The organism is Oceanobacillus phoenicis (genome assembly GCF_047238145.1).
In the GTDB taxonomy this organism is placed as follows: Bacteria; Bacillota; Bacilli; order Bacillales; family Amphibacillaceae; genus Oceanobacillus.
In genome coordinates, this window is the sequence record NZ_JBDFME010000001.1 from 830,250 (window position 1) to 850,954 (window position 20,705).

Annotated in this window: 23 protein-coding genes; 18 read left to right on the top strand and 5 right to left on the bottom strand. The window is 35.3% G+C overall.

Going from position 1 to position 20,705, the window contains the following annotated elements:
• Window positions 1-166: 166 nt before the first annotated feature.
• Together ABC346_RS04545 and ABC346_RS04550 are read left to right on the top strand one after the other, a co-directional pair.
• Window positions 167-646, top strand: a complete 480-nt coding sequence (locus ABC346_RS04545; protein WP_413233737.1) for a hypothetical protein — start codon at window positions 167-169, stop codon at window positions 644-646.
• Window positions 647-839: 193 nt separating this feature from the next.
• Window positions 840-1,598, top strand: a complete 759-nt coding sequence (locus ABC346_RS04550; protein ID WP_413233738.1) for a putative hydro-lyase — start codon at window positions 840-842, stop codon at window positions 1,596-1,598.
• Between the two features lie 209 nt (window positions 1,599-1,807).
• Here the strand turns inward: ABC346_RS04550 and ABC346_RS04555 are convergent, their stop codons facing one another.
• Window positions 1,808-2,761, bottom strand: coding sequence for an SDR family oxidoreductase (locus ABC346_RS04555; RefSeq protein ID WP_413233739.1), 954 nt, complete (start codon window positions 2,759-2,761; stop codon window positions 1,808-1,810).
• Window positions 2,762-3,171: 410 nt separating this feature from the next.
• Window positions 3,172-3,687, bottom strand: a complete 516-nt coding sequence (locus ABC346_RS04560) for a TetR/AcrR family transcriptional regulator (RefSeq protein ID WP_413233740.1) — start codon at window positions 3,685-3,687, stop codon at window positions 3,172-3,174.
• Between the two features lie 183 nt (window positions 3,688-3,870).
• Here ABC346_RS04560 and rlmH point away from each other — a divergent pair, with 183 nt between their 5' ends.
• A complete protein-coding gene (gene rlmH, locus ABC346_RS04565) occupies window positions 3,871-4,350 on the top strand; it encodes a 23S rRNA (pseudouridine(1915)-N(3))-methyltransferase RlmH (RefSeq protein ID WP_413233741.1) in 480 nt (159 codons plus the stop codon).
• A gap of 119 nt (window positions 4,351-4,469) precedes the next feature.
• Here rlmH and ABC346_RS04570 read toward each other — a convergent pair whose 3' ends face one another.
• Window positions 4,470-5,222 carry a helix-turn-helix domain-containing protein gene (locus ABC346_RS04570; RefSeq protein WP_413233742.1) on the bottom strand — a complete coding sequence of 251 codons (753 nt, stop codon included), beginning with the start codon at window positions 5,220-5,222 and terminating at the stop codon, window positions 4,470-4,472.
• 13 nt (window positions 5,223-5,235) lie between these two features.
• Window positions 5,236-5,781: a GNAT family N-acetyltransferase gene (locus ABC346_RS04575; protein WP_413233743.1), complete on the bottom strand. Its 546-nt coding sequence runs from the start codon at window positions 5,779-5,781 to the stop codon at window positions 5,236-5,238.
• A gap of 189 nt (window positions 5,782-5,970) precedes the next feature.
• On the opposite strand from ABC346_RS04575, the gene ABC346_RS04580 reads away from it, so the two are divergent.
• The 14 genes from ABC346_RS04580 (at window position 5,971) to ABC346_RS04645 (ending at window position 18,661) form a co-directional block, all read left to right on the top strand.
• Window positions 5,971-7,047 carry a cyclic GMP-AMP synthase DncV-like nucleotidyltransferase gene (locus ABC346_RS04580; RefSeq protein WP_413233744.1) on the top strand — a complete coding sequence of 359 codons (1,077 nt, stop codon included), beginning with the start codon at window positions 5,971-5,973 and terminating at the stop codon, window positions 7,045-7,047.
• A gap of 3 nt (window positions 7,048-7,050) precedes the next feature.
• Complete coding sequence (locus ABC346_RS04585) at window positions 7,051-8,757, top strand: ThiF family adenylyltransferase (protein WP_413233745.1); 1,707 nt, start codon at window positions 7,051-7,053, stop codon at window positions 8,755-8,757.
• Window positions 8,744-9,226, top strand: coding sequence for a Mov34/MPN/PAD-1 family protein (locus tag ABC346_RS04590; protein ID WP_413233746.1), 483 nt, complete (start codon window positions 8,744-8,746; stop codon window positions 9,224-9,226). Before ABC346_RS04585 ends, ABC346_RS04590 begins: the two co-directional genes overlap by 14 nt.
• On the top strand, window positions 9,223-10,170 hold the full coding sequence (locus tag ABC346_RS04595; RefSeq protein ID WP_413233747.1) for an SAVED domain-containing protein: 948 nt from the start codon (window positions 9,223-9,225) through the stop codon (window positions 10,168-10,170). The genes ABC346_RS04590 and ABC346_RS04595 overlap by 4 nt, the downstream gene beginning before the upstream one ends.
• 306 nt (window positions 10,171-10,476) lie before the next feature.
• Complete coding sequence (locus tag ABC346_RS04600) at window positions 10,477-10,905, top strand: recombinase family protein (protein WP_413233748.1); 429 nt, start codon at window positions 10,477-10,479, stop codon at window positions 10,903-10,905.
• 164 nt (window positions 10,906-11,069) lie between these two features.
• The gene (locus ABC346_RS04605) at window positions 11,070-11,327 is read left to right on the top strand and encodes a hypothetical protein (RefSeq protein WP_413233749.1); all 258 of its coding nucleotides are present in this window, start codon (window positions 11,070-11,072) and stop codon (window positions 11,325-11,327) included.
• Between the two features lie 344 nt (window positions 11,328-11,671).
• Complete coding sequence (locus ABC346_RS04610; protein WP_413233750.1) at window positions 11,672-12,322, top strand: hypothetical protein; 651 nt, start codon at window positions 11,672-11,674, stop codon at window positions 12,320-12,322.
• Between the two features lie 81 nt (window positions 12,323-12,403).
• Complete coding sequence (locus tag ABC346_RS04615; RefSeq protein ID WP_413233751.1) at window positions 12,404-12,685, top strand: hypothetical protein; 282 nt, start codon at window positions 12,404-12,406, stop codon at window positions 12,683-12,685.
• Window positions 12,686-12,709: 24 nt separating this feature from the next.
• On the top strand, window positions 12,710-13,546 hold the full coding sequence (locus ABC346_RS04620) for an alpha/beta hydrolase (RefSeq protein WP_413233752.1): 837 nt from the start codon (window positions 12,710-12,712) through the stop codon (window positions 13,544-13,546).
• 152 nt (window positions 13,547-13,698) lie between these two features.
• Window positions 13,699-14,067: a DUF956 family protein gene (locus ABC346_RS04625; RefSeq protein ID WP_017798636.1), complete on the top strand. Its 369-nt coding sequence runs from the start codon at window positions 13,699-13,701 to the stop codon at window positions 14,065-14,067.
• A gap of 479 nt (window positions 14,068-14,546) precedes the next feature.
• Window positions 14,547-15,515, top strand: coding sequence for a mannose/fructose/sorbose PTS transporter subunit IIA (locus ABC346_RS04630; RefSeq protein ID WP_413233753.1), 969 nt, complete (start codon window positions 14,547-14,549; stop codon window positions 15,513-15,515).
• 36 nt (window positions 15,516-15,551) lie between these two features.
• Window positions 15,552-16,358 carry a PTS mannose/fructose/sorbose transporter subunit IIC gene (locus ABC346_RS04635; RefSeq protein ID WP_413233754.1) on the top strand — a complete coding sequence of 269 codons (807 nt, stop codon included), beginning with the start codon at window positions 15,552-15,554 and terminating at the stop codon, window positions 16,356-16,358.
• Between the two features lie 16 nt (window positions 16,359-16,374).
• Window positions 16,375-17,289 carry a PTS system mannose/fructose/sorbose family transporter subunit IID gene (locus tag ABC346_RS04640; RefSeq protein ID WP_413233755.1) on the top strand — a complete coding sequence of 305 codons (915 nt, stop codon included), beginning with the start codon at window positions 16,375-16,377 and terminating at the stop codon, window positions 17,287-17,289.
• Window positions 17,290-17,644: 355 nt separating this feature from the next.
• A complete protein-coding gene (locus tag ABC346_RS04645; protein ID WP_413233756.1) occupies window positions 17,645-18,661 on the top strand; it encodes an oxidoreductase in 1,017 nt (338 codons plus the stop codon).
• 126 nt (window positions 18,662-18,787) lie between these two features.
• Here the strand turns inward: ABC346_RS04645 and ABC346_RS04650 are convergent, their stop codons facing one another.
• Complete coding sequence (locus tag ABC346_RS04650; RefSeq protein ID WP_413233757.1) at window positions 18,788-19,957, bottom strand: DUF418 domain-containing protein; 1,170 nt, start codon at window positions 19,955-19,957, stop codon at window positions 18,788-18,790.
• A 450-nt stretch (window positions 19,958-20,407) separates the two neighbouring features.
• Between ABC346_RS04650 and ABC346_RS04655 the strand changes: the two genes are divergently transcribed.
• Window positions 20,408-20,689: a YwqI/YxiC family protein gene (locus ABC346_RS04655; protein WP_413233758.1), complete on the top strand. Its 282-nt coding sequence runs from the start codon at window positions 20,408-20,410 to the stop codon at window positions 20,687-20,689.
• Window positions 20,690-20,705 lie beyond the last annotated feature (16 nt).

Sequence of the window (20,705 nt, forward strand, 5' to 3'; positions counted from 1 at the left end):
AAACAGTATTACCTAGGTTCTGGTAGTGCTGTTTTTTTATTGAAAGAGTAATTTTCCTTTAACTTATTTTAGGTATTTAGAGTGGTTATTTATACAAACTGTATAGTAAATTTTTCCTGTTTAACGTATAATAAATCGAACTTAAAAACAGAATAGAGGAAAAAGTATGAAGGAAATACAATGCTATACATTTGAGTCGGAGATACATGCTCATATCGATCTAGTAACAGAATGTCTAAACAAAGATAAACATGTACTTAAGTGGAACACTCAAATTATTGAAAATCTATATGATTATAGTGAAGAGGATATAAAAGAAGGTTCTACATACATTAGTAGACAAAAAATAGGGAAAAAAGTATATGAAATGCAAGCAAAGTATACGAAGTTTGATCCGCCGAACCATTTGATTGTAGAAGCAGAAACGAAAGAAGGAATCAGTAAAACAGAGTATATTCTTGAGGAAACTACAGAAGGAACCATGTTCATTGTAAACGTGTCGTTAATCCCTTCTAATTTCATTTATAAATTAGCAACGAATATGTTTAAGTGGTCTTTCAAATATGTGTACGATGAACCATTTGAAAAATTTATAGAATATGTTTATCAAATAGAATATGAAAGAGAAGAAAAAATAAATAATTAACTTGATAGAGTCATTATTGTAAGCACACTTTGAAATAATTAGTAGTACTACCCATGATTATGGGTGGTACTGCTTTTTTATTCTTTATGGCAGATTTTGTTTCGTACTAGTCAGTTGGCTCATTTAACAAATAAATAGATAGATATGTTAGAGTAAAAAAAAGTAAAGTTCGCATACATAGGAGGAGATTCCATTGCACCCAAAGCAACAGCGAGAGTCATTTCGTTCTAATCAGTACACAGGCACAACGTCTGGTATGTGTGATAATTTTTTACAAGCCAACATGATTATTTTGCCGAAAGAGTACGCGTTTGAATTTTTATTGTTCTGTCAGCGTAACCCAAAGTCATGCCCGATTGTTGATGTGCTTGAAGAAGGTGTACCAACCCCGAAGATAGCTGATGCGGACGTTCGTACGGATTTGCCTAAATACCGAATCTATCGTAACGGTCAATTGGATAAAGAAGTTACGGATATAAATGAGGAATGGCAAGCGGATTTTGTTACGTTTCTTATCGGCTGCAGCTTTACGTTTGAAAAGGCGTTGCTTGAGAATGGCATTCGACTTCTTCACCAAGAACAGGATCGGGTGGTGCCGATGTACAAGACGAACATTCCTTGTGAAAAAGCTGGACGCTTTGAAGGGAACATCGTCGTGAGCATGCGGGCGTTGAAGTCAGAAGAGATTGATAAAGCAGTTAAGATTACGGAAATGTTTAAGACTTCTCACGGGGCTCCGGTTCATATTGGTAATCCTGAAGAAATTGGTATCACAGATATAGACAATCCAGATTATGGAGAAAGTATTTCTTTTAATGAAGAGGAAAGGACTCCGGTGTTTTGGGCATGTGGTGTGACCCCGCAGAATGTTGGATTGAATGTTAAGCCGCCAATCATGATTGCCCATGCTCCGGGTCATATGCTGATAACCGATCAGCTAGAAGAACAGTAATGGGTTCTAAGGTTAATTTTCTATTTATAAGTTGGGAGTTTTTGTCTGAACCTCATTAGTAGTGTATAAGAATAGTTGCTCGGGAACTTTTCTAGCTACGTAATTACAAAATCAAAGAAAGACACAACATGAAAGATTGCTTATGTTGTGTCTTTCTTCATAAGACCGCCAAGCTTCATTCGTTTTATTGCCTAAAACGCAGATGTTATCTATTTTTCTTTGGCCATTAATACACGTAATGTTTCTTTAAGACCTTCTTTAAAAGGCGTTTTTGGAATGATACCGATTCGTTTTTCATATTTTTCTCCACTTAGGATAAACCCTTCTTTAGTAAGGTACATTATCTCAACAATTTCTCTCATAAATTCATCAAATAAACCAATAAAACGAATTGTACTTTTAGTTAGTGGGATAACCATTTTTTGATTGTCAGTTATTTGACGAGAAATATTGATTATCTCTTTCCCGGAGATCAACCCTGCCCCGGGTATGTTCCAGTTCTCTCCGTACGAATCGTCCTTTTCAGCTATATTTACAATCATTCTAGCTGCATCGGGCAAATAGACGTATTCACGAGGAGTTTTCAAATTGCCTATAAAAATCGATGTCTTATTGGCTGCAATTCCTTCCAGTGTCGGTTGCAGGTAAGAATTTTGTGATGTAGGGCCATAATAATCAGGCAACCTAACAATTAATGCTTTGGCGTTTTTCCATTTGCTGTTGAATATTAATTGTTCGAATTCGACTCTAAGTTTCCCTTTTTTTGTATGTGGGTGATGTGGGTGATTTTCATCCCCTTTAGCGACTTGATGTCCATACACATAAATACCATCTACCATAACAATATGTTTCCCTAAAGCATCTGCTGCTTTCATTACACTTTCCCCGAGCGGCAAGAGTTTGGTTTTCATCTCTTGATATTTAACATTTGCACATTGGAAAATAACATCCACATCTTTTGCAGCCTCTATAATTGTTTGATAATCAAATATATCTCCCAGTGCATAAGTTAATTTTGGATTATTATCATGTTCTTCTATTAATGCTTTCAGTTTACTTTGAGAACGTCCAAAAGCAATAACTTCGACCCCTCTATTCAATAATTCTGAAACCATAACTTGTCCTGAACCACCAGTTGCTCCTAGTACAATCGCTGTTTTCATTTATAACACTCCTATAGTTAGTGATTAATCAATAACAAATAATACAAAAAAATAATTAGAATTAATTTAAACCCTTTATTGTACAATTTCGCTAAATAATCACATTGTAAGTATGCAATTCGTTGTTTAATCCCAAAAAGTGAACAATACAATGATAATAGTTACTATACTTAATCCAATGGATAAAGAGGAAATAGAATTTTCTTTATTATTCTTCATCATCTGTATCACCTCCTTTTTAAAATGTTGAAAATAAGCATTAAATTAATCCCACCAACTAATGATACAAACGACAATTATTCCAATAAAAACAAAGTCGATTTTGTTTAATTTCATATCTTCAGCTCCTCACATTTCGTTAGTGATTAATCAATAACTAAAGTTGTAAAAAATAAATAATCTAGACTCGATTATTTACTTTTTGCTATAAGTTCTGGGAGGTCTAAGAAATAAGAAATATTGCATAATATTCCTCTTGCTAAGAACGTCGTAACTTCACTCTCCACATTCTCAATTCCAGCGTCTTTAAATCGTTCTAAAGTGTAGTTTTGAATGTTGGATAATCCTTTTTTTGTTGCACTTTGTATAGCTTCTTCTGTTACCGAAATTCCTATCACCTGTAGTGCGATTTCATTAGGGTGCAATTCAGAAAGTTCTTCATATGCTTCAATCATTTTATCAACGAGCTGTTCCGGACTTGAATCGACATTTTTAAAAGCCAGAAGAATCCTTTCAAACGCTCGATCTAAAGCTGCAATAAACAATTCTTCCTTTGTTTTAAAAAATCTAAATACATATGGTTGGGATATGCCCGCTTTTTCTGCAACATGTGCGGTAGTTGTGTTATGATAACCTCTTTTTGCAAATACTTTTAATCCTGCTTCAAGGATTTCTTCCTTCCGATTTTCTTTGCTTGACCTGACCATACCAGACACCCACTTTTAGTTATTTATTGATCAATTACATTGTAATTAACAATTCGATTAAATGCAAATACAAATTTTTTCCTAGGTAGGGAATCATAGTATTATCTTAAAAGGTGAATAGAATTATTATTTGATTGTCATATGGTAAACTAAAGGAAACATGAGTCGAAAAGGAAGATATTGATGAATATAACGATTGTATCGGTTGGGAAATTAAAGGAAAAGTACTTAAAACAAGGTATTGATGAATATAAAAAACGCTTAAACGCTTATGCAAAAGCGTCGATAATAGAAGTAGCAGATGAAAAAGCACCAGAAACCATGAGCGAAGCGGAAATGAAGGAAGTCAAACGCAAAGAAGGCGAACGAATTCTATCTCATATCGCCCCGGACGCGTTTGTGATTACCTTGGAGATCGAAGGAAAAATGCTAGGATCTGAACAGCTAGCCAAGAAGCTGGACGAGCTTGCGACGTATGGGAAAAGCAAAGTCGTATTTGTAATTGGTGGATCACTCGGGATTAGTCTGGACGTGCAAAAGAGAAGTGATTTAGCATTGTCGTTTTCCAAGATGACATTTCCTCACCAGTTAATGCGACTGGTGTTGTTGGAGCAGGTTTACCGTAGTTTTCGGATTAATCGGGGGGAACCGTATCACAAATAGTGGTAAAACAAAGGGTGGAAATTGTTATAAAAAAGAATGGATAGAAAAAATCTAGTAATTTGTTATGGCAAAAGAGCGCACTCCTTTTTATAGAATGTGCTCTTTGCAATTCTAAATACTTAATATGTACTTTCTTCAAGTCTTTTAAGTGCCTTCTCATATGCGGCGTTTCTTTCTTTTTCCTCCCAATCTAGCCTTTGTAAAATTCGTTGCCAATATATATTTCCCTCTTCAGCATACGATTTTGCAGTTTCTCTCCATAAATATGCTTCGGCCTCTTCAAGAACAATAAAATGGCGAGAATGGATTTTAAAGTGCGGCATTCCGTCATCTTTAATTAAATTATAAATAGTAGCCGGACTCGTTCGAAAATGATGTGCTGCTTCTTTTATAGTTAGAACAGTTCTGCCATAATAACTTTCTTTGTCTTTTTTTGTAAAGTTTTTTATTTCATTTGAAAAAATTGTTAATTCTTCTCTTATTATTTTCCTAATTATTTCATCGATCATTGTAGGCTCCCCCTTTGTTTTGTGGAAGTTATCAATTTCAGACTGAACGGAATTCACATCCCATTTATTATCTGGATCAGTCCAACCAAACTTATAGTAATTATCAATTGTTTCTTTTATTTCGTTTTCATCTAGAATAATTCGAGATTTAACTTTTCGGTGAGGCATTGCTCTCGAAAATGTCAACTGACGTATTACGGAAGAGCCAATGCCGGTTAATGAGGATACTTCTTTGATAGTTAAATATTTTTTGGTGGAAAAATCATTATCCTTATACAGATTGTTTAATGAAACAGATATCTCATTTTTAATGATTGTCTCCAAAAGGTATTCAAATGAATTACTACTTAACAGGCTGTCCATTAACTCACCTCCATTATTTAAGTTGCCATCTTAAAATACCAATTTTAAGAATGTCTTTTTTATTGTCATCTAAGATTACCTCAAAATTGTGCTTCTTATAAAAGTGAACCAATCTTTCTATATGATCAATATCAACATTGGATATCCAGCCAGAGATACTATTTATTTTTCTGTTCTTCGCAATTTCAATAAGAGTGCTTAATAATATGCTTCCAAAACCGTAATTAGAAAGGTACTCTTCGATATCGATATCTGCTAAAGATATTTCAGTAAAGTCATCATTGAAAAAGGCTTTTAAAACGGGATCAGGATATAGAATGCCTTTCATAGTAATGACTCGTAGGCCAAGGATGATTGTTTTTTCTTTATCTTTCGGAGTATCGTCGTAAAAGTGTCTATACAAAATTAGTTTAAATTCCTCATTTTGAATATTAGATATTATTTCAAAGCCTTTATTAGTTATCAAATTAGTATGATATTTTATCTCGTATTCAATATCGTAATTACGTTGTAATGGAGAAGTTTTACTTCTTGTAAACATTTGATTAAATATATCCATATCGCAACCTTCCAATTCTTTTTACGAAAATACGTTCGTATTGTTTGTACTCTATTATACAATTTATGGTACAATATAACTATACAATTTTACTTTTTTTCAAAGGAGTTTATAAATTCTTAATCAGCTTATTGATTACCAGATTTTGTCTTATAATAATAGAAAATAAACTATTTTGGGGGTTAAAAAATGGCAGAAATTCAAAAACAATTTGAAGAGTTCCATGATGCAATTAAACTAAAACGTCTTAAGGAAAATAAAGGATTACGTGAAAAAAGAGATATCATTACAGATAAAATAAAGAACGGTGTTAAGACCAAGTTTGAAGAAATGGAAAAAGATGCTCCTAGTCTAGAGTTCATTGACCAAGGTAGTTATGCTGTAGATCTAGGGATTGTACCGGAAGATAAAGATTATGATATAGACGAGGGTGTAATCTTTGACCTTTATAAAGAAGATTATACAGACAGTGTCGAACTTAAAACGATGATTAAAGATATACTTGAAAACCACACAAATACTCCACCTAAGATAAAAAACCCCTGTGTAACCATAACCTATTCATTAGAAGATGAACCATTATATCATGTCGATTTACCAGTGTATTTAAAATCGAAGTATAATAATAATTTGTATCTTGCTTGGGGCAAAGAGTTTGCTAACAAAGACAATAAATATTGGGATCTTGCTGATCCAGAAGGTCTAAACGATCATATCAAAAATTCATTTACAGATGATGCAAAAAAGCAATTTAAGAGAGTTGTAAGATACATGAAGAAGTGGAAGGATGTTTGCTTCAACTCTACAGGGAATTCGCGTCCTCCAAGTATAGGAATAACTATTGCAGCAGTCGATTTATTTTCTTTTAAGCAATCATATAACTCTTTATCAGGAAAACTAAAAGATGATGATCTGGGTGCTCTAAAAGATTTTGTAAGCAAATTAAAGAGTAAATTTATATTAAAGTGGGATTACGACTTGGAGAAAAGTTTAAATACTATTGAATACAATTTACCTGTACAACCATATAGTAATGTCTTCTCTAAGATGTCAAATAACCAAATGGATTCTTTTTACATGAAGTTATGTGAATTAGAAGATGCATTGATTGAAGCAGAAGGTAAGAGTGACCCGCACGAAGCATGTAATATTCTTAGCCCAAAGTATTTTGGTGATAAATTTCCAATACCTGAATCAAAAGAGGCAAGATATGAACAAGTTGCATTATCTAGTGCGCCTTCTTCCAATTCTGCTAAAGGGTATTAATTCATGAGTATGAATTTTCGAAAGTTACTACAAAACAAAGAGTATTTGGACAAAGTTATTTCGGTTGAACCATATCATTATGAACTCTCTTTTGAATTGAGAAATGGGTATCCAATACCTTTAACGATAACATTTAGTCCTTTGTTTCCAATGCAATTACCAATAGTTCATATTAATGAAAAGTATCACCATATTCCGGACATACCACACGTTATGAGCAGTGGACTAGTGTGTTTTTTAGAAAAAGAGGGTGTGATTTGGAGCGATATTCCAGAAAGAACACTTGACTTTGTTTTTGATAGAGTTGAAATGGTATTAAATTCTAATTCTCCGCAAATAGAATACCATAGAGAATTTAGTTATTATTTTGGAACATTAGAAAATACAAACCATGTTTTTTCAGTATATACACCAGAAGATGAACCAACTGAAATTTCTGTTTTGGCAATGGGAGGTAAACCATTTGCTTTTTTAACAAACGATATGAAATCTAGGTCTTTGTTAGGTAAGTTATTAAATACGAACATTAAATCTCGTAATCTGGAAAAAGCATATTATATTCCATTAGATTATACTTACAAGGGGAAGGTTCCTCAATTTGACCGTTTTTGGAGTAATGAAGAAATAACAAATTTAATCAGAAATCATATTTCTAAGGATACACTGTTGAAGATTACAAAGTTTTCAATGAATAAAAAAAGATACTTTTATATGCTAAGAATTCCATTATTGACAGGTGACCAAGCAATTATCGGATTATGGTACGAAAAGGTAAATCATTCTCTCTCAAAAAAAGTAATTCCGCTTATAGATGACAGTGTTGTTGATGATTTTATAGTGACACCTCTGTTTATTTTTAGAAATGATGACACCACATTAATAGAAAGAGGAGGTGGGATAAAGAAACCTCTTAACACTTTATTAGTAGGCTGCGGGTCTGTTGGTAGTGATTTATTATTTATGTTAGCGCGTTCTGGAATGAAGCATTTTACCTTGGTAGACGATGATAGAATGAAAATCGAAAATTCATATCGACATTTTCTTGGGATGAATAAATCTATTGAAAGTAAACCAAAAGTGGAATTACTAAGAGAAGAATTTGAAAATAGATACCCTAATGTACACATAAAAACAATTGAGAATGAAGTACTAGATACAATTGAAAATGGAGAAATAGAACTAAACGATTTTGATTTGATATTAGTAGCAATTGGCGATCACAATATAGAAAGAAGACTAAATAAACTTATTTTAGAATCATCAACTCCTGCAATTTTTACATGGGTCGAAGCATATGGAATAGGTGGACATGCACTTGTAGTTAATAACGGAGGAAATGGCTGTTATGAATGCTTGATAGATAATGAATTAAGGTTGTATTCATCTCTTGCTGGTAAGAGTGAGGTGCCATTTATTAAAAATATGAATGGTTGTGCAGGTGCTTTTACACCTTATGGAAGTATTGATTCTATGGAAACTGCATTGCTTGCTTCAAGGTTAGTTTTTAGATTTCTAGAGGATGATATTAAAGGAAATCCACTCGTGTCATGGAAGGGATCCTCAAAAACATTTGAAGAGAGCGGTTTTCAGACTTCTAATAGGTATAATCAGTCAAAGGATATTTTAGGTCAGGATGACTATGAATATATTAATAGAAGTTGCAAGGCCTGTTCTAATCTAAAGGACGTGGCTTATTATGAGCAGTATTAAATGGGAAAAGGTTGTAATCCAAATTGAAGAGCAAGTTATTAAAGTAATTAAAAATATGCGACAAGAAAGTCCTGTTGATAAAGAGTCAGGAGGAATGTTAATAGGTTCAGTATTAACTGATAGTAGAGATACTGTCATTAGGGACTACACCTTTCCACAAAAAGAGGACTTCCAATCAAGGTATAGGTTTATACGAAAGGAAGATAGTCATAACGCTTTATTACAAAAGAAGTGGAAAGAAAGCAATAGAACTGTAATGTATCTCGGGGAATGGCATACTCATCCTGAAATGGACCCTCACTATTCACAGCAGGATCTTAGAAACTGGAAAAGATTATTAAGGGAGTCTAAAACATTTTCTGATTATTTAGTGTTTATTATTGGTGGTATAAACATTTATGGGGTTTGGGTTGGCAACCGTGAAAATGAAAAAATAGAATTAGTATTTAAAGGAGCATATAATAAATGAAAGTAATCAATTCGATTACAGAATTATTTAAACTTATACAAAATGACCCTATCACTTCAATAATAACGCTACTTATATTGATCTTTTCTAGTATTATTCTGTACAAAAAGTGGGGGTGGCTACAAATCGCATATAACTGGGTAATTAATTATGTTCTGTGCTTTATGAAAAGAGATTTTATTATGTTGGCTACGTTTACAAAGAAAGAGGCCAACTTTACTAGTGTAAAGAGAGAATATCAAGAACAGGGATGTTTATATATAACACATAACTTTCTAAAAAAGTTTAAAGTAGATGGAAGCATTAATTATTCAGAGCTCCAGATAGTACTAAAAAAGAAAAAATCCAAAATGAAAACAGCAATAAAACGTAGTAAAAACTCTAACTCATTAATATACCTAGGATTTCCTCATGTACCACTTGCTTTTTTAGACGGACATCACTTTAAGAGTACGGATGAAGCAATTCTCTACGAATATCAAGGAGAGGACTCTGAGTGCCTTGGGAAGGGATTTTACGAATTAAAAAGAAAGTATAACACTGACCTGAAAATAGTTAGTAATTATAATTCGGAAATTAAGTATAACAATGAGGTTGTACTAAAAATAGAACAGTCATTTTCAATAGGGGATGAGGAGATAAAGAATGTATCTGGTTCCTCTCAAGTTGTATCATTAGGTGTAGAAAGTCCTAACCGATGGAATATAACTAATTACGCACAGATTGATTTATATCAAAAAAGGTTTTTAGAATTACTATCAAAATTAAAGGAAAACGGCGTTAATAAAGTACATTTATTTGCTACTACACCTGTTTCATTAAGTTTTAGTTTAGGTAGAGTAGTTGAGCATTATCACCCTGAAATAATAGTTTATAACTACAATAACAATGCTTATGATTGGGCAATTAATTTAAGAACAGAAGAGATTATAACTTTTAATTAGAATATATTGAGTATAAGGAGAATAATAGGATTCCATTCCTATCGTTCTTCTTTTTTTACATAAATTGTACACCAAATCGTTGTTGAGACATATTTAAAATTAAGTTTAGTTAGTATTTTTTATCATAGGGTTATCACCTAAAAAACAGTGGTAAATAGGTCCTCAAATCAACATTAGGAAGGGGGAGATACTTAGACATTACGTATTTTTGTTACTATATTTTCACCTATAGAAATCGAGGTTTTTACTCTATTATCTTGAAGAGTCGCATGTAAATAAATTCAAAAGATAATGGAGGAGATACACATGCATCACAAAAACTACTCAAGAAAGACAAAGGAAAATGAAATTGTTGAATATCGACATAATAATTTTCTTTTTATGTTTACACGCTTTAAAAGAATTAACTGGAAGGAATACAAGGGGTTCAGATGGGGGAAATTTAAAAATTGGAGTGAAAAAAGTAGAGGAGGTAAGCAAAGTAACATTGAATTAGTGAAAGGGGAACACCCTGCTATTATAGATGAAGAATTATGGGAAAGAGTTCAATTGCTAACAAGGGAGCATAAAGAAAAATTTCCTAAGACAAGTAATTTTGAGGGGGAATTTGTCTTATCAGGAATACTTAAGTGCCCCCAGTGTGGAAAAGGAATGGTTATGTCAAAAATAAAAAAAGAAATAGTGATGATTATTACTTATATTATCAATGCCAAAACTTCCACCAAAAAGGTCTAGCAGCCTGTAATTCGAATTTAATCGTTAAAGAGGATATTGAAAAGAAGGTTCTTCAAAGAATTAAAGGATTACTTACACATCCACAGATAATATCTGGGATTCTAGAAAATATAGATAGAGAGCGAACGGAAGGTGTTCAGGAATCTGTTGGTGAGTTGGAATTTTTGAAATCAGAGTATAAAGAAAAAGAATCGGAAGAGGCAAGTCTTATTGCAAGGGTGAGAAGGGCCATTAAAAATAATGATGAAGATGGGGAAAGAAGTTATAATTCAATTATTTCCAAAGTGGTTGAGGAGAAAATTGAAAAACAGATAGAGGAATATAATATCTACATAAAGAACCACTCTACATCTTTAAATATTTATGAAGGCTTAATTTTGCAGGCTTTAGAAGACTTTAACGGACTACGAAATTGCAGATAATAAGACTCGTAAATTCTTGTTACGTTCTCTAATTAAAAAAATAGAAGTACAAAATGATAGGGAGACCATTGAATCCATGACTTTATGGTTTGAGGAAGGAAACAATCTTTTTTCTTCCCCTTCTTTATTTTTTGGTGATGTTTTACTAGTGAATGACGTACGGAGAACCGTATCACAAGTAAATGAGGTTTTTTGGTAGTTTTATGTTAATTTTTCTTGTGATGCTTGTATACAGCGTTTTTGCAAATATTACATAAATATCAATGAGTTTAGTGATAAAATAACAATTGGTTGTAACTATTAGTTATGATCTTTTCGATTAAATATTTTAGGGGGTGAAGAAAATGAGGTTTTTTGTTAATAAATTATTATTAATTGGATTGTTAGGGTTAATGCTAGTTGGTTGTTCTGCAGCAACCGATACGGAAGAAAGCTCAGAGGATACAATAGAAGAGACCGTAGTAGAAACTGTAGAAGCAATTGAAGAAACTGAAGAAAGAAGTATTGTAGCCGACGAAATTACAACAACCTTCTATCCAGAAGTAACTAGATTAAGACACCTTACTGAAGAAGACCTTGAGTGGTACGATATAATTATGACAAGATTAAATGCTATAGATGATTTCTCAGGTGATTGGGAGACTGTATACGAGATAGCTGAAGAATACGGAGAAGATCCTGAAGAGCTGTGGTTTAATTGGTTAGAGATTGTTGACGCAAAATGGTACGGTGATAATGGGAATTATGCTATTTTGCCAGAGGCTAATCATAAATTAACTAATGAAATTCTTGAAAAAAACATCGTAGGAGAAAATATAGAACATATTAGCGGTGGGTCTGAATTAAACGAGGAAAATTTAACTACTTCTGTATCTCAAAAGCTACATGTAGATGGAGAACCTTACGAAATTGCTTACATAATTGAACACAGAGATGATTTTAATATTGCTGAAATAATTGAGTTCAGTATTAACGGAGAAAAAATAGATTTTTAAATATAATATGTTTAGTTACGTCCCTTTTGAAACTGAAAATTATTCATCTACAAAGAAAATTGTTCATGATTGGCTTTGGGTTTGAGCGAATCTAAATATCAGGCTTATATCCGTGAACCGGAAATGTTCAAGCTTTATACCACCTACACCGATCGAAATCCAGTTGTTTGGACCCGACAAATTGAGGATTTAGTGAGAAGCTTAAAAGAAGCAAGTGGAATTGAAGATGAAGAACAATTACATGCTATTCTATTGGCATTCCCTTGGCTTTCCTCGCCAGCGTATGCAGAAAGATGGTTTCTCATTGATATGAAACGTGAACTTGAAGGAGTCTGGAAACTGATCGAATCAGGGTTAGAGTAAAAATGAAAAGGGGGAGAATCATGTATGATAGAAACTACTGATATGCCATGGGAAGAAGTTCTGAACGACGATAAGATGCATTCCATAACTGGCAATGTTCGGATAATTAATGCCTTCCCAATTCCACAGCTCAACACAGAACGGAGAGTATGGATTTACTTGCCAAGAAGCTATAACGAAGGCACTCGCAGGTACCCTGTTTTATATATGCATGATGGGCAAAATGTATTTAATCAAGCGACATCTTGGGGGACGGAATGGGGCGTTGATGAGACGTTGGAGCATATGACGATGGACGAACCTGTGCTTGAGACTATCGTAATTGCTATTGATCATGGAGGAGACCAGCGCAACAATGAATATAATTTTACGATTAATCCGGAATATGGTTTTGGGGGCAAGGGAGAGGCTTATGCTGCGTTTCTTGCGGAGACGCTCAAGCCTTATATCGATCGGCACTATCGGACCCTTTCTGCTCCGGAACATACAATGATTGGTGGCAGCTCATTCGGTGCATACATATCGCTTTACACTGCCATCTGCTATCCTGAGCAGTTCAACCGAGTGGGTGGCTTTTCTTTCGTGATGTGGCAGGACAGCGGTGCGATTCTCCACTTAATCGAACAGTCGGATATTTCTCCTTCACTGCGTATATATTTGAGCATCGGGGAACAGGAGACGGATAATCCAGACTTTAACCGAATTGCTTGTGAGCACGTCACCCTTGCTCGTCAGACGCTGATTACAGCAGGTGTAGCGGAAAGCAGAATTCGATTTGACGTCATTCCAGATGGAACACACCATGAATCGACGTGGGGGCCGTTGTTTGCTGAAGCGTATCGTTGGCTGATGCAACCTTGATAGAGTGTTTTTAATTATGACTGTCAACAAGGAACCGTCTCGTCCACTTTCATGTAAAAACTGCATCAAATTCCCCAAAGTATTTTTGCTTAAAATGGTACAATGTGTATAATAATGAGTAAGTGAAGCGTGAAAGAAATGGGGTATATTAAATGGTTCAATCCATTAATACAAAGGTCGATTTAGTTATAGATGCGACCTCACATATAAATTTGACAGACTATGGCAAGATCATGATTGGAGACAAAGGATTTGAGTTCTACAACAAACGTGATGCGCGTAAATTTATTCAAATTCCTTGGGAAGAAGTAGATTATGTGATTGCTTCGGTTCTATTTAAAGGAAAATGGATCCCGCGTTATGCTATCCAAACGAAGCGAAATGGAACTTATACATTTTCTTCAAAAGATCCAAAAAAAGTATTACGGGCGACTCGTGAGTATGTTGAGCCGAATCGTATGGTTCAGTCCTTAGGATTCTTTGATGTGATTAAACGCAATTTTAAGCGTAAAAAGAAATAGAATTGAATATCTATAAGCACTCGATTTGCTTAAAAAGTAGATTGGTAAAGTGTGATAGAATCCTTATAAAGGCGCTTTTGTTTGAGAAAATAGAATTAGATCCTTGTAATGTATAGGTCGATTCTCGTAAAATATTTTCTTGTGATGGGAAAATCGCTGTGATATAATTCACCTAAGGAAATCTTTAAAGTTTTTTAAATGATTATTTTTAGCGGTAAAATTAAAACGGTTTCAAATTAAAATTTAAATAGCTATCTTTATTATTTTACGTGTTACTGATTCGATCAGGCATGAGTGAAAAGTTTAGATTAACACGAGGGTCAGGGTCCTTTATTTCCCTACCTTTATTTAATCATCTTTTTACTCATGCCTTTTTTATTCTAATCAGAAGTGTAACCGCTCTAGATAAGCGAATAAAACATACTTTAGGGATGCCATAGTTATGTAAGCTTTCACAATAAGAATAGGAGGTAAAAAGGATGGTAGGAATTATCATTGCTACTCATGGTGAATTTGCTGAGGGTATCTTGCAATCTGGAGAGATGATCTTTGGAAAACAAGAAAATGTAAAAGCAGTTACATTGATGCCGAGCGAAGGACCTGATGATGTAAGGGCAAAAATGGAAAAAGCAATCGCCTCTTTCGATAATCAAGACGAAGTATTATTCTTAGTCGATCTTTGGGGTGGAACTCCTTTCAACCAAGCAAGCGGCTTGATGGAAGCACACCAAGATAAATGGGCAATTGTTGCTGGATTAAATTTAGCAATGTTGATTGAAGCTTTTGCAACACGCTTTTCCAAGGAATCAGCCCAAGAAATTGCTGTACATATTTTAGGAACAGCAAAAGAAGCAGTTAAGGTAAAACCAGAAGAATTAGAACCAGCGGAAGCTGCTGCAGATACTGCGCAGCAAGTGAATACAGGTGCTCCTGGTACATTTGATTATGTATTAGCACGTATCGATTCTCGCTTGTTACATGGGCAAGTGGCAACTGCTTGGACAAAGAATACGTTGCCTACACGTATCATCGTTGTATCAGATGAAGTTGCGAAAGATGAGCTACGTAAGAAATTAATCCAACAAGCTGCTCCATCTGGGGTGAAGGCACACGTTGTTCCGATTAATAAAATGATTGAACTTGCCAAAGATGATCAACATTTTGGCGGTCAGCGAGCGTTACTTCTTTTTGAAAACCCGCATGATGTACTCAGAGCGGTAGAAGGCGGCGTACCATTAGAAACGATCAATGTTGGTTCGATGGCACACTCCCCTGGTAAAGTGCAACCGAATAAAGTATTGGCCTTTAGCCAAGCCGATCTCGATGCATTTAAAAAGCTAAAAGAAGCTGGCTTGAAGTTCGACGTGCGTAAAGTACCGAACGATTCTAGAGGTAACATGGATGAAATCATGAGAAGAGCTCAGTCAGAGCTGAACAAACAGAAATAATCCTAATCATCAGTAAAAAAAGGAGGATTAATGATTATGGAATTGACTATTATTCAAATAATATTAATTATTATAGTAGCATTTTTAGCTGGTGTAGAAGGAATCTTGGATGAATTCCACTTCCATCAGCCTATCATTGCCTGTACGTTAATCGGTTTAGTTACAGGAGAAGTAGTAGCATGTCTTATCTTAGGTGGTACCCTGCAATTAATCGCGTTAGGTTGGGCAAATATTGGAGCTGCTGTAGCACCAGATGCTGCACTGGCATCCGTAGCATCGGCAATTATTCTCGTGTTAGGTGGCCAGGGTGAAGCAGGTGTATCTTCAGCAATCGCGATTGCAGTACCACTTGCAGTTGCAGGTCTATTATTAACAATCATCGTACGAACGATTGCGACTGGTTTGGTGCACTTAATGGATGCGGCGGCCAGAGAAGGAAATCTTAGAAGAATTGATTTTTGGCATATTGTCGCTATTTGCTTGCAGGGGTTACGTATCGCAATCCCAGCTGCATTAATTTTGGCGATTGGTGCAGGTCCGGTTAGAGATTTACTTCAATCAATGCCTTCTTGGTTAACAGACGGTCTAGCAGTCGGCGGTGGAATGGTAGTAGCTGTTGGTTATGCAATGGTTATTAACATGATGGCGACAAAAGAAGTATGGCCGTTCTTTGCAATCGGTTTTGTATTAGCAACTATTCCATCCATCACTCTAATGGGGCTTGGTGGTATCGGTGTAGCTCTAGCATTAATTTACTTAGCACTTTCAAAACAAGGCGGTTCAGGTAACGGTGGCAACGGAAACACTGGTGATCCGCTAGGTGAAATTATAGATAACTATTAAAAAGGAGGGACATAAAATGGCTCAAGAAGAATTGAAATTATCAAGAAGAGATCGGATTGCAATTTGGTGGCGATCCACTTTCATTCAAGGTTCTTGGAACTATGAACGTATGCAAAACGGTGGTTGGGCATTTTCCATGATTCCTGCCATCAAGAGATTGTATAAAACAAAAGAAGATCGTGCTGCAGCACTACAACGTCATTTAGAATTCTTTAATACACATCCATATGTAGCTTCTCCAATTATTGGTGTAACATTAGCACTCGAAGAAGAACGGGCAAACGGCGCTCCCGTGGATGACAAGGCGATTCAAGGGGTAAAAGTTGGTATGATGGGACCTCTAGCAGGTATCGGGGATCCTATGTTCTGGTTCACAGTGAAACCAATCCTTGGTGCATTAGCTGCATCGCTTGCACTTAGTGGTAACATACTCGGACCAATTCTTTACTTTGTATTATGGAATCTTATTCGTATGGGATTCAAGTGGTATTCACAAGAACTTGGTTACAAAGCTGGTTCCAAAATTACCGACGACTTATCTGGCGGATTACTTCAGGATATTACCAAAGGCGCCTCTATACTCGGTATGTTTATCCTCGGTGCATTGGTAAATAGGTGGGTAGCTGTCTCATTTGCCCCAACGGTATCCGAGGTTCAATTGGACGATGGTGCTTATATTGATTGGGATAGCTTGCCTGCAGGATCGGAAGGAATTCAAACCGCACTGATTCAGCAAGAACAGGGTAGATCACTGACCCAGACGAATGTCACGACCTTACAGGATAACTTAGATAGCTTAATTCCTGGTTTAGCAGGGTTGCTATTAACGCTTCTCTGTATGTGGCTACTAAGGAAGAAAGTCTCTCCAATCATTATGATTCTTGGATTGTTTGTGGTTGGTATCGTCTTCCATGTTATTGGGTTAATGTAAGAATTAACAGTGATTTAGTCTTTCTTCATATAAAAGAAAACGTGAAATTAAAATATTCGCTGTTTTGATTTCCATTACAGACGGACGCTTTCCGCAGGCACGGCATCAGCTAACATGAAAAGAAGAACACTTTTCATGTGGATCTTCAGCTCGTGCTATTCCTGCCGGAGTCGCCGTCTTTCATTTCAATCAAAGCCAAGTTTTGGCTATAATCATAGAACTATCACCAAACGTTCTTAAAGGAACTAACGATTATGAGATTGACTAATAGATAAGTACCTCCTTGTATGATAGAACTATTATCAAGGAGGTATTTTTTCTTACAAACTTCACACAAAATTTTAGGAGGCTGGCTATGCTTACTATTGGTTATATTGGCAATGGCAAAAGTACGAATCGATATCATCTGCCGTTCGTATTGCAAAGAGATAATATCAAGGTGAAAACCATTTATCGCAGAAACCCTGATCGTGATAGCTGGGGCAAGATTCCGGGTGTACATTATACTTCGGATATAGATGAATTATTACAGGATGAGGACATTCAACTGATTGTCGTCTGCACAAAACATGACAGTCATTATGAATACGCAAAAAATGTACTTGAACATAACAAGCATTGTTTAGTAGAAAAGCCATTTATGGAGACTTCTGAACAGGCAAAAGAAATATTTGCACTGGCGAAAGAGAAAGGATTAGTGGTCCAAGCCTATCAAAATCGACGATTTGACAGTGATTTCTTAACCGTGCAAAAAGTGATTGAAGAAGGAAAACTTGGGGATCTTTTAGAAGTGGAGATGCATTACGACTACTATCGCCCAGAAGTGCCTGAATCTATGGATACATTTGATCCGGCTGCGTCCTTTTTATATGGACATGGGTGCCATACACTCGACCAGGTCTTTAGCTATTTTGGCAAGCCCGATCATATTCACTATGATGTCAGGCAGTTATTAGGACAAGGAAGAATGAATGATTACTTTGATCTCGATTTGTATTACGACGGATTAAAAGTATCGGTGAAATCCAGTTACTTTAGATTGAAAGAAAGACCAAGCTTCGTTATTCACGGTAAGAACGGCAGCTTTGTGAAACAAACCAAAGATCGTCAGGAAGAGCATTTGAAGTTATTTTACATGCCGAATAACGACGATTTTGGTATCGATACGCTCGATCATTACGGCGTACTGACCTATGTCGATGCAGAAGGTACCATCCATGAGGAAAAAGTGAAGTCCGTCAATGGAGATTATGGACGTGTGTATGATGATTTATATCAAGCGGTCATCCATGGAAAAGAAAAAACAATCACAGACGAACAGACACTGCTTCAAATGGAAGTATTGGAAACAGGTGTGAAGGATTTGACGTGATAGGATGAGAGTACAATGCAGTAAGTACAGATACTAGATTCTTAAGATTCGTATTCATCCTTGAAGGAATGCTCTCAAAACGAAAGACAACCGAGATAATCTCAATTATCTCGGTTGTTGTTAAGTTTATGCATTTTTATACATCATTCGCCTCATTACAATTTCCAATGGACCATTCATATTGTTTTTTTCTAATAAAGTCGCCATCAAAATGGAAAACATCCAAATGCCCACAGCAATAAGAGCGGCTATCCCGTTATTGACTGTTCCTGCTAAATCAAGTGCTACCGGTGATAAAAATAGAACAAGCATAGCCTCATTCCATATATAAAATGTTAATGAACGTTTTCCTAAAGCTTTTAAAGAATTACTAATAGGACCGGGTTCTTTTAATTTAGCCCCAATTAATCCGAAAATTGCTGCATAGGCTAACCCACCTGCAATTCCAGTTAATATATGGAGCCCAAATAGTAAACCTGATACAAAGAAACTTGGATGCCACACGCTCCCTATTAAGGATAGTGGTAATGCGCCTAATATCGAAATCGTTAAGCCTATAACACTTATAAGTTTAAGTGATCTTAAATGTAATTCTGGCTTTGTCAATAACTGTTTTTTAGCTAACCATATCCCTATCAAAACGGATGGGAGTATAGGAATCATTAGATGAATGATAATTGGAATGATTGGAAAAGTAGCTAAAAGAGATAATGTACGATTTACATAGGTGTCCGTTGCTGATAGATCTAGTGGGAAACCGTAACTCTTGAATTCTAGCATACCGAGTCCCCACAATATTGGAGTAGCTAGACAGTAAATTAGAGTAATAATGATAAATAATCGTACTATAGATTTAAGATTACGACTTAATAGTGTGCTAACAATAAGCCCAGCAAAACCATAAGCCATAAGGATATCTTGCCCGCCTATGATGACTGCTAATATGAAACCAAATAAGATCAAATACCAGGAACGTCTTCGTATTAATTTTGCAGCATCCTTCTTACTTTTTCCTTTAGAAAGTTGGCTATTAAATAACAAGACTAAACCATACCCTAACAATAAGGCAAACATTGCCCTCGCCCGATGATCAATAAAAAATATACCAAAAAGGTTTACAATTTCATCAAAGAAGTTCGTACTCGCAACTCTTTGCATAAGCCCTGGATCAGCGTTGTATAAATAAAGTGGCGCGTGGGCAAGTACAATTAGTAATAAGATAGCACCTCTTGCTAAATCTAATGAAATGGCGCGCTTTTTTATCTCAGGTTTTCTATTTTGTGGTGTAACGAACATGTGCTGATTAATCCTCTCTTTTATTCCTCTTACTTCCTTTTTATAAATTACTTATTTCAGATTGTTATTAAAAATAAACTTGTTCAATTCTAGCAAACGATTAGGATGGTATGGAACGATGTAGTTGGATTATAACCATTTTTTTACTTTTATTCAATTATTTGGTAGTTTCAGTTTTCTTTTTATTTGAGTATGATTAGAACAATAGCTTCATTAGAAAAAAGGAATCAACTGGATACACAGTTGATGAGCCGAGAAAGAAGCTTCTGACCGTTACCATTCTTAATAACTAGTTCGAAAGTCTGTTTTATATACGTAATCCTTAAAAAATAGTCAAAATTTCCCCTTCGAATCATGAGTAAGGATGTTTATACTAGAAAGAGATAAAAGATAAGTTAAATTTTACCATGAAATAAGATGCGTATTTTGAAGTGGCGAGGGAGTGAAGACATGGCTGAAATAAAATTGAATCGAAGTCCGGTAGAACAAAAGCTTCAAGACTATGAAACTTCAGTCAACCAAGTGAAGTTAGAAGGAATCTCGGATATTCGCGGCAACAACAACGTAGAAGTAGTCGAGAAAATTAACAAGCTAAATCGACGTTTGGGAGAACTAACCGAACGATATCGAGAAATCTCAACAAAGCATATTTCTTCTGCTTATCGTGCGTTAGACAGCTTAGAAGAAGAAGAGAGAATGGCTGCAAAAGGGATTGAAATGATTGAATCCTAGTGGGGGAGTAGGAGGG

Coding starts and splice junctions, on each gene's coding strand:
- ABC346_RS04600 (WP_413233748.1), top strand. CDS start 10,477: ATGCATCACAAAAACTACTCAAGAAAGACAAAGGAAAATGAAATTGTT.
- ABC346_RS04545 (WP_413233737.1), top strand. CDS start 167: ATGAAGGAAATACAATGCTATACATTTGAGTCGGAGATACATGCTCAT.
- ABC346_RS04585 (WP_413233745.1), top strand. CDS start 7,051: ATGAGTATGAATTTTCGAAAGTTACTACAAAACAAAGAGTATTTGGAC.
- ABC346_RS04635 (WP_413233754.1), top strand. CDS start 15,552: ATGGAATTGACTATTATTCAAATAATATTAATTATTATAGTAGCATTT.
- ABC346_RS04645 (WP_413233756.1), top strand. CDS start 17,645: ATGCTTACTATTGGTTATATTGGCAATGGCAAAAGTACGAATCGATAT.
- ABC346_RS04620 (WP_413233752.1), top strand. CDS start 12,710: ATGATAGAAACTACTGATATGCCATGGGAAGAAGTTCTGAACGACGAT.
- ABC346_RS04570 (WP_413233742.1), bottom strand. CDS start 5,222: ATGGACAGCCTGTTAAGTAGTAATTCATTTGAATACCTTTTGGAGACA.
- ABC346_RS04590 (WP_413233746.1), top strand. CDS start 8,744: ATGAGCAGTATTAAATGGGAAAAGGTTGTAATCCAAATTGAAGAGCAA.
- ABC346_RS04560 (WP_413233740.1), bottom strand. CDS start 3,687: ATGGTCAGGTCAAGCAAAGAAAATCGGAAGGAAGAAATCCTTGAAGCA.
- ABC346_RS04650 (WP_413233757.1), bottom strand. CDS start 19,957: ATGTTCGTTACACCACAAAATAGAAAACCTGAGATAAAAAAGCGCGCC.
- ABC346_RS04640 (WP_413233755.1), top strand. CDS start 16,375: ATGGCTCAAGAAGAATTGAAATTATCAAGAAGAGATCGGATTGCAATT.
- rlmH (WP_413233741.1), top strand. CDS start 3,871: ATGAATATAACGATTGTATCGGTTGGGAAATTAAAGGAAAAGTACTTA.
- ABC346_RS04580 (WP_413233744.1), top strand. CDS start 5,971: ATGGCAGAAATTCAAAAACAATTTGAAGAGTTCCATGATGCAATTAAA.
- ABC346_RS04630 (WP_413233753.1), top strand. CDS start 14,547: ATGGTAGGAATTATCATTGCTACTCATGGTGAATTTGCTGAGGGTATC.
- ABC346_RS04555 (WP_413233739.1), bottom strand. CDS start 2,761: ATGAAAACAGCGATTGTACTAGGAGCAACTGGTGGTTCAGGACAAGTT.
- ABC346_RS04655 (WP_413233758.1), top strand. CDS start 20,408: ATGGCTGAAATAAAATTGAATCGAAGTCCGGTAGAACAAAAGCTTCAA.
- ABC346_RS04595 (WP_413233747.1), top strand. CDS start 9,223: ATGAAAGTAATCAATTCGATTACAGAATTATTTAAACTTATACAAAAT.
- ABC346_RS04625 (WP_017798636.1), top strand. CDS start 13,699: ATGGTTCAATCCATTAATACAAAGGTCGATTTAGTTATAGATGCGACC.
- ABC346_RS04610 (WP_413233750.1), top strand. CDS start 11,672: ATGAGGTTTTTTGTTAATAAATTATTATTAATTGGATTGTTAGGGTTA.
- ABC346_RS04575 (WP_413233743.1), bottom strand. CDS start 5,781: ATGGATATATTTAATCAAATGTTTACAAGAAGTAAAACTTCTCCATTA.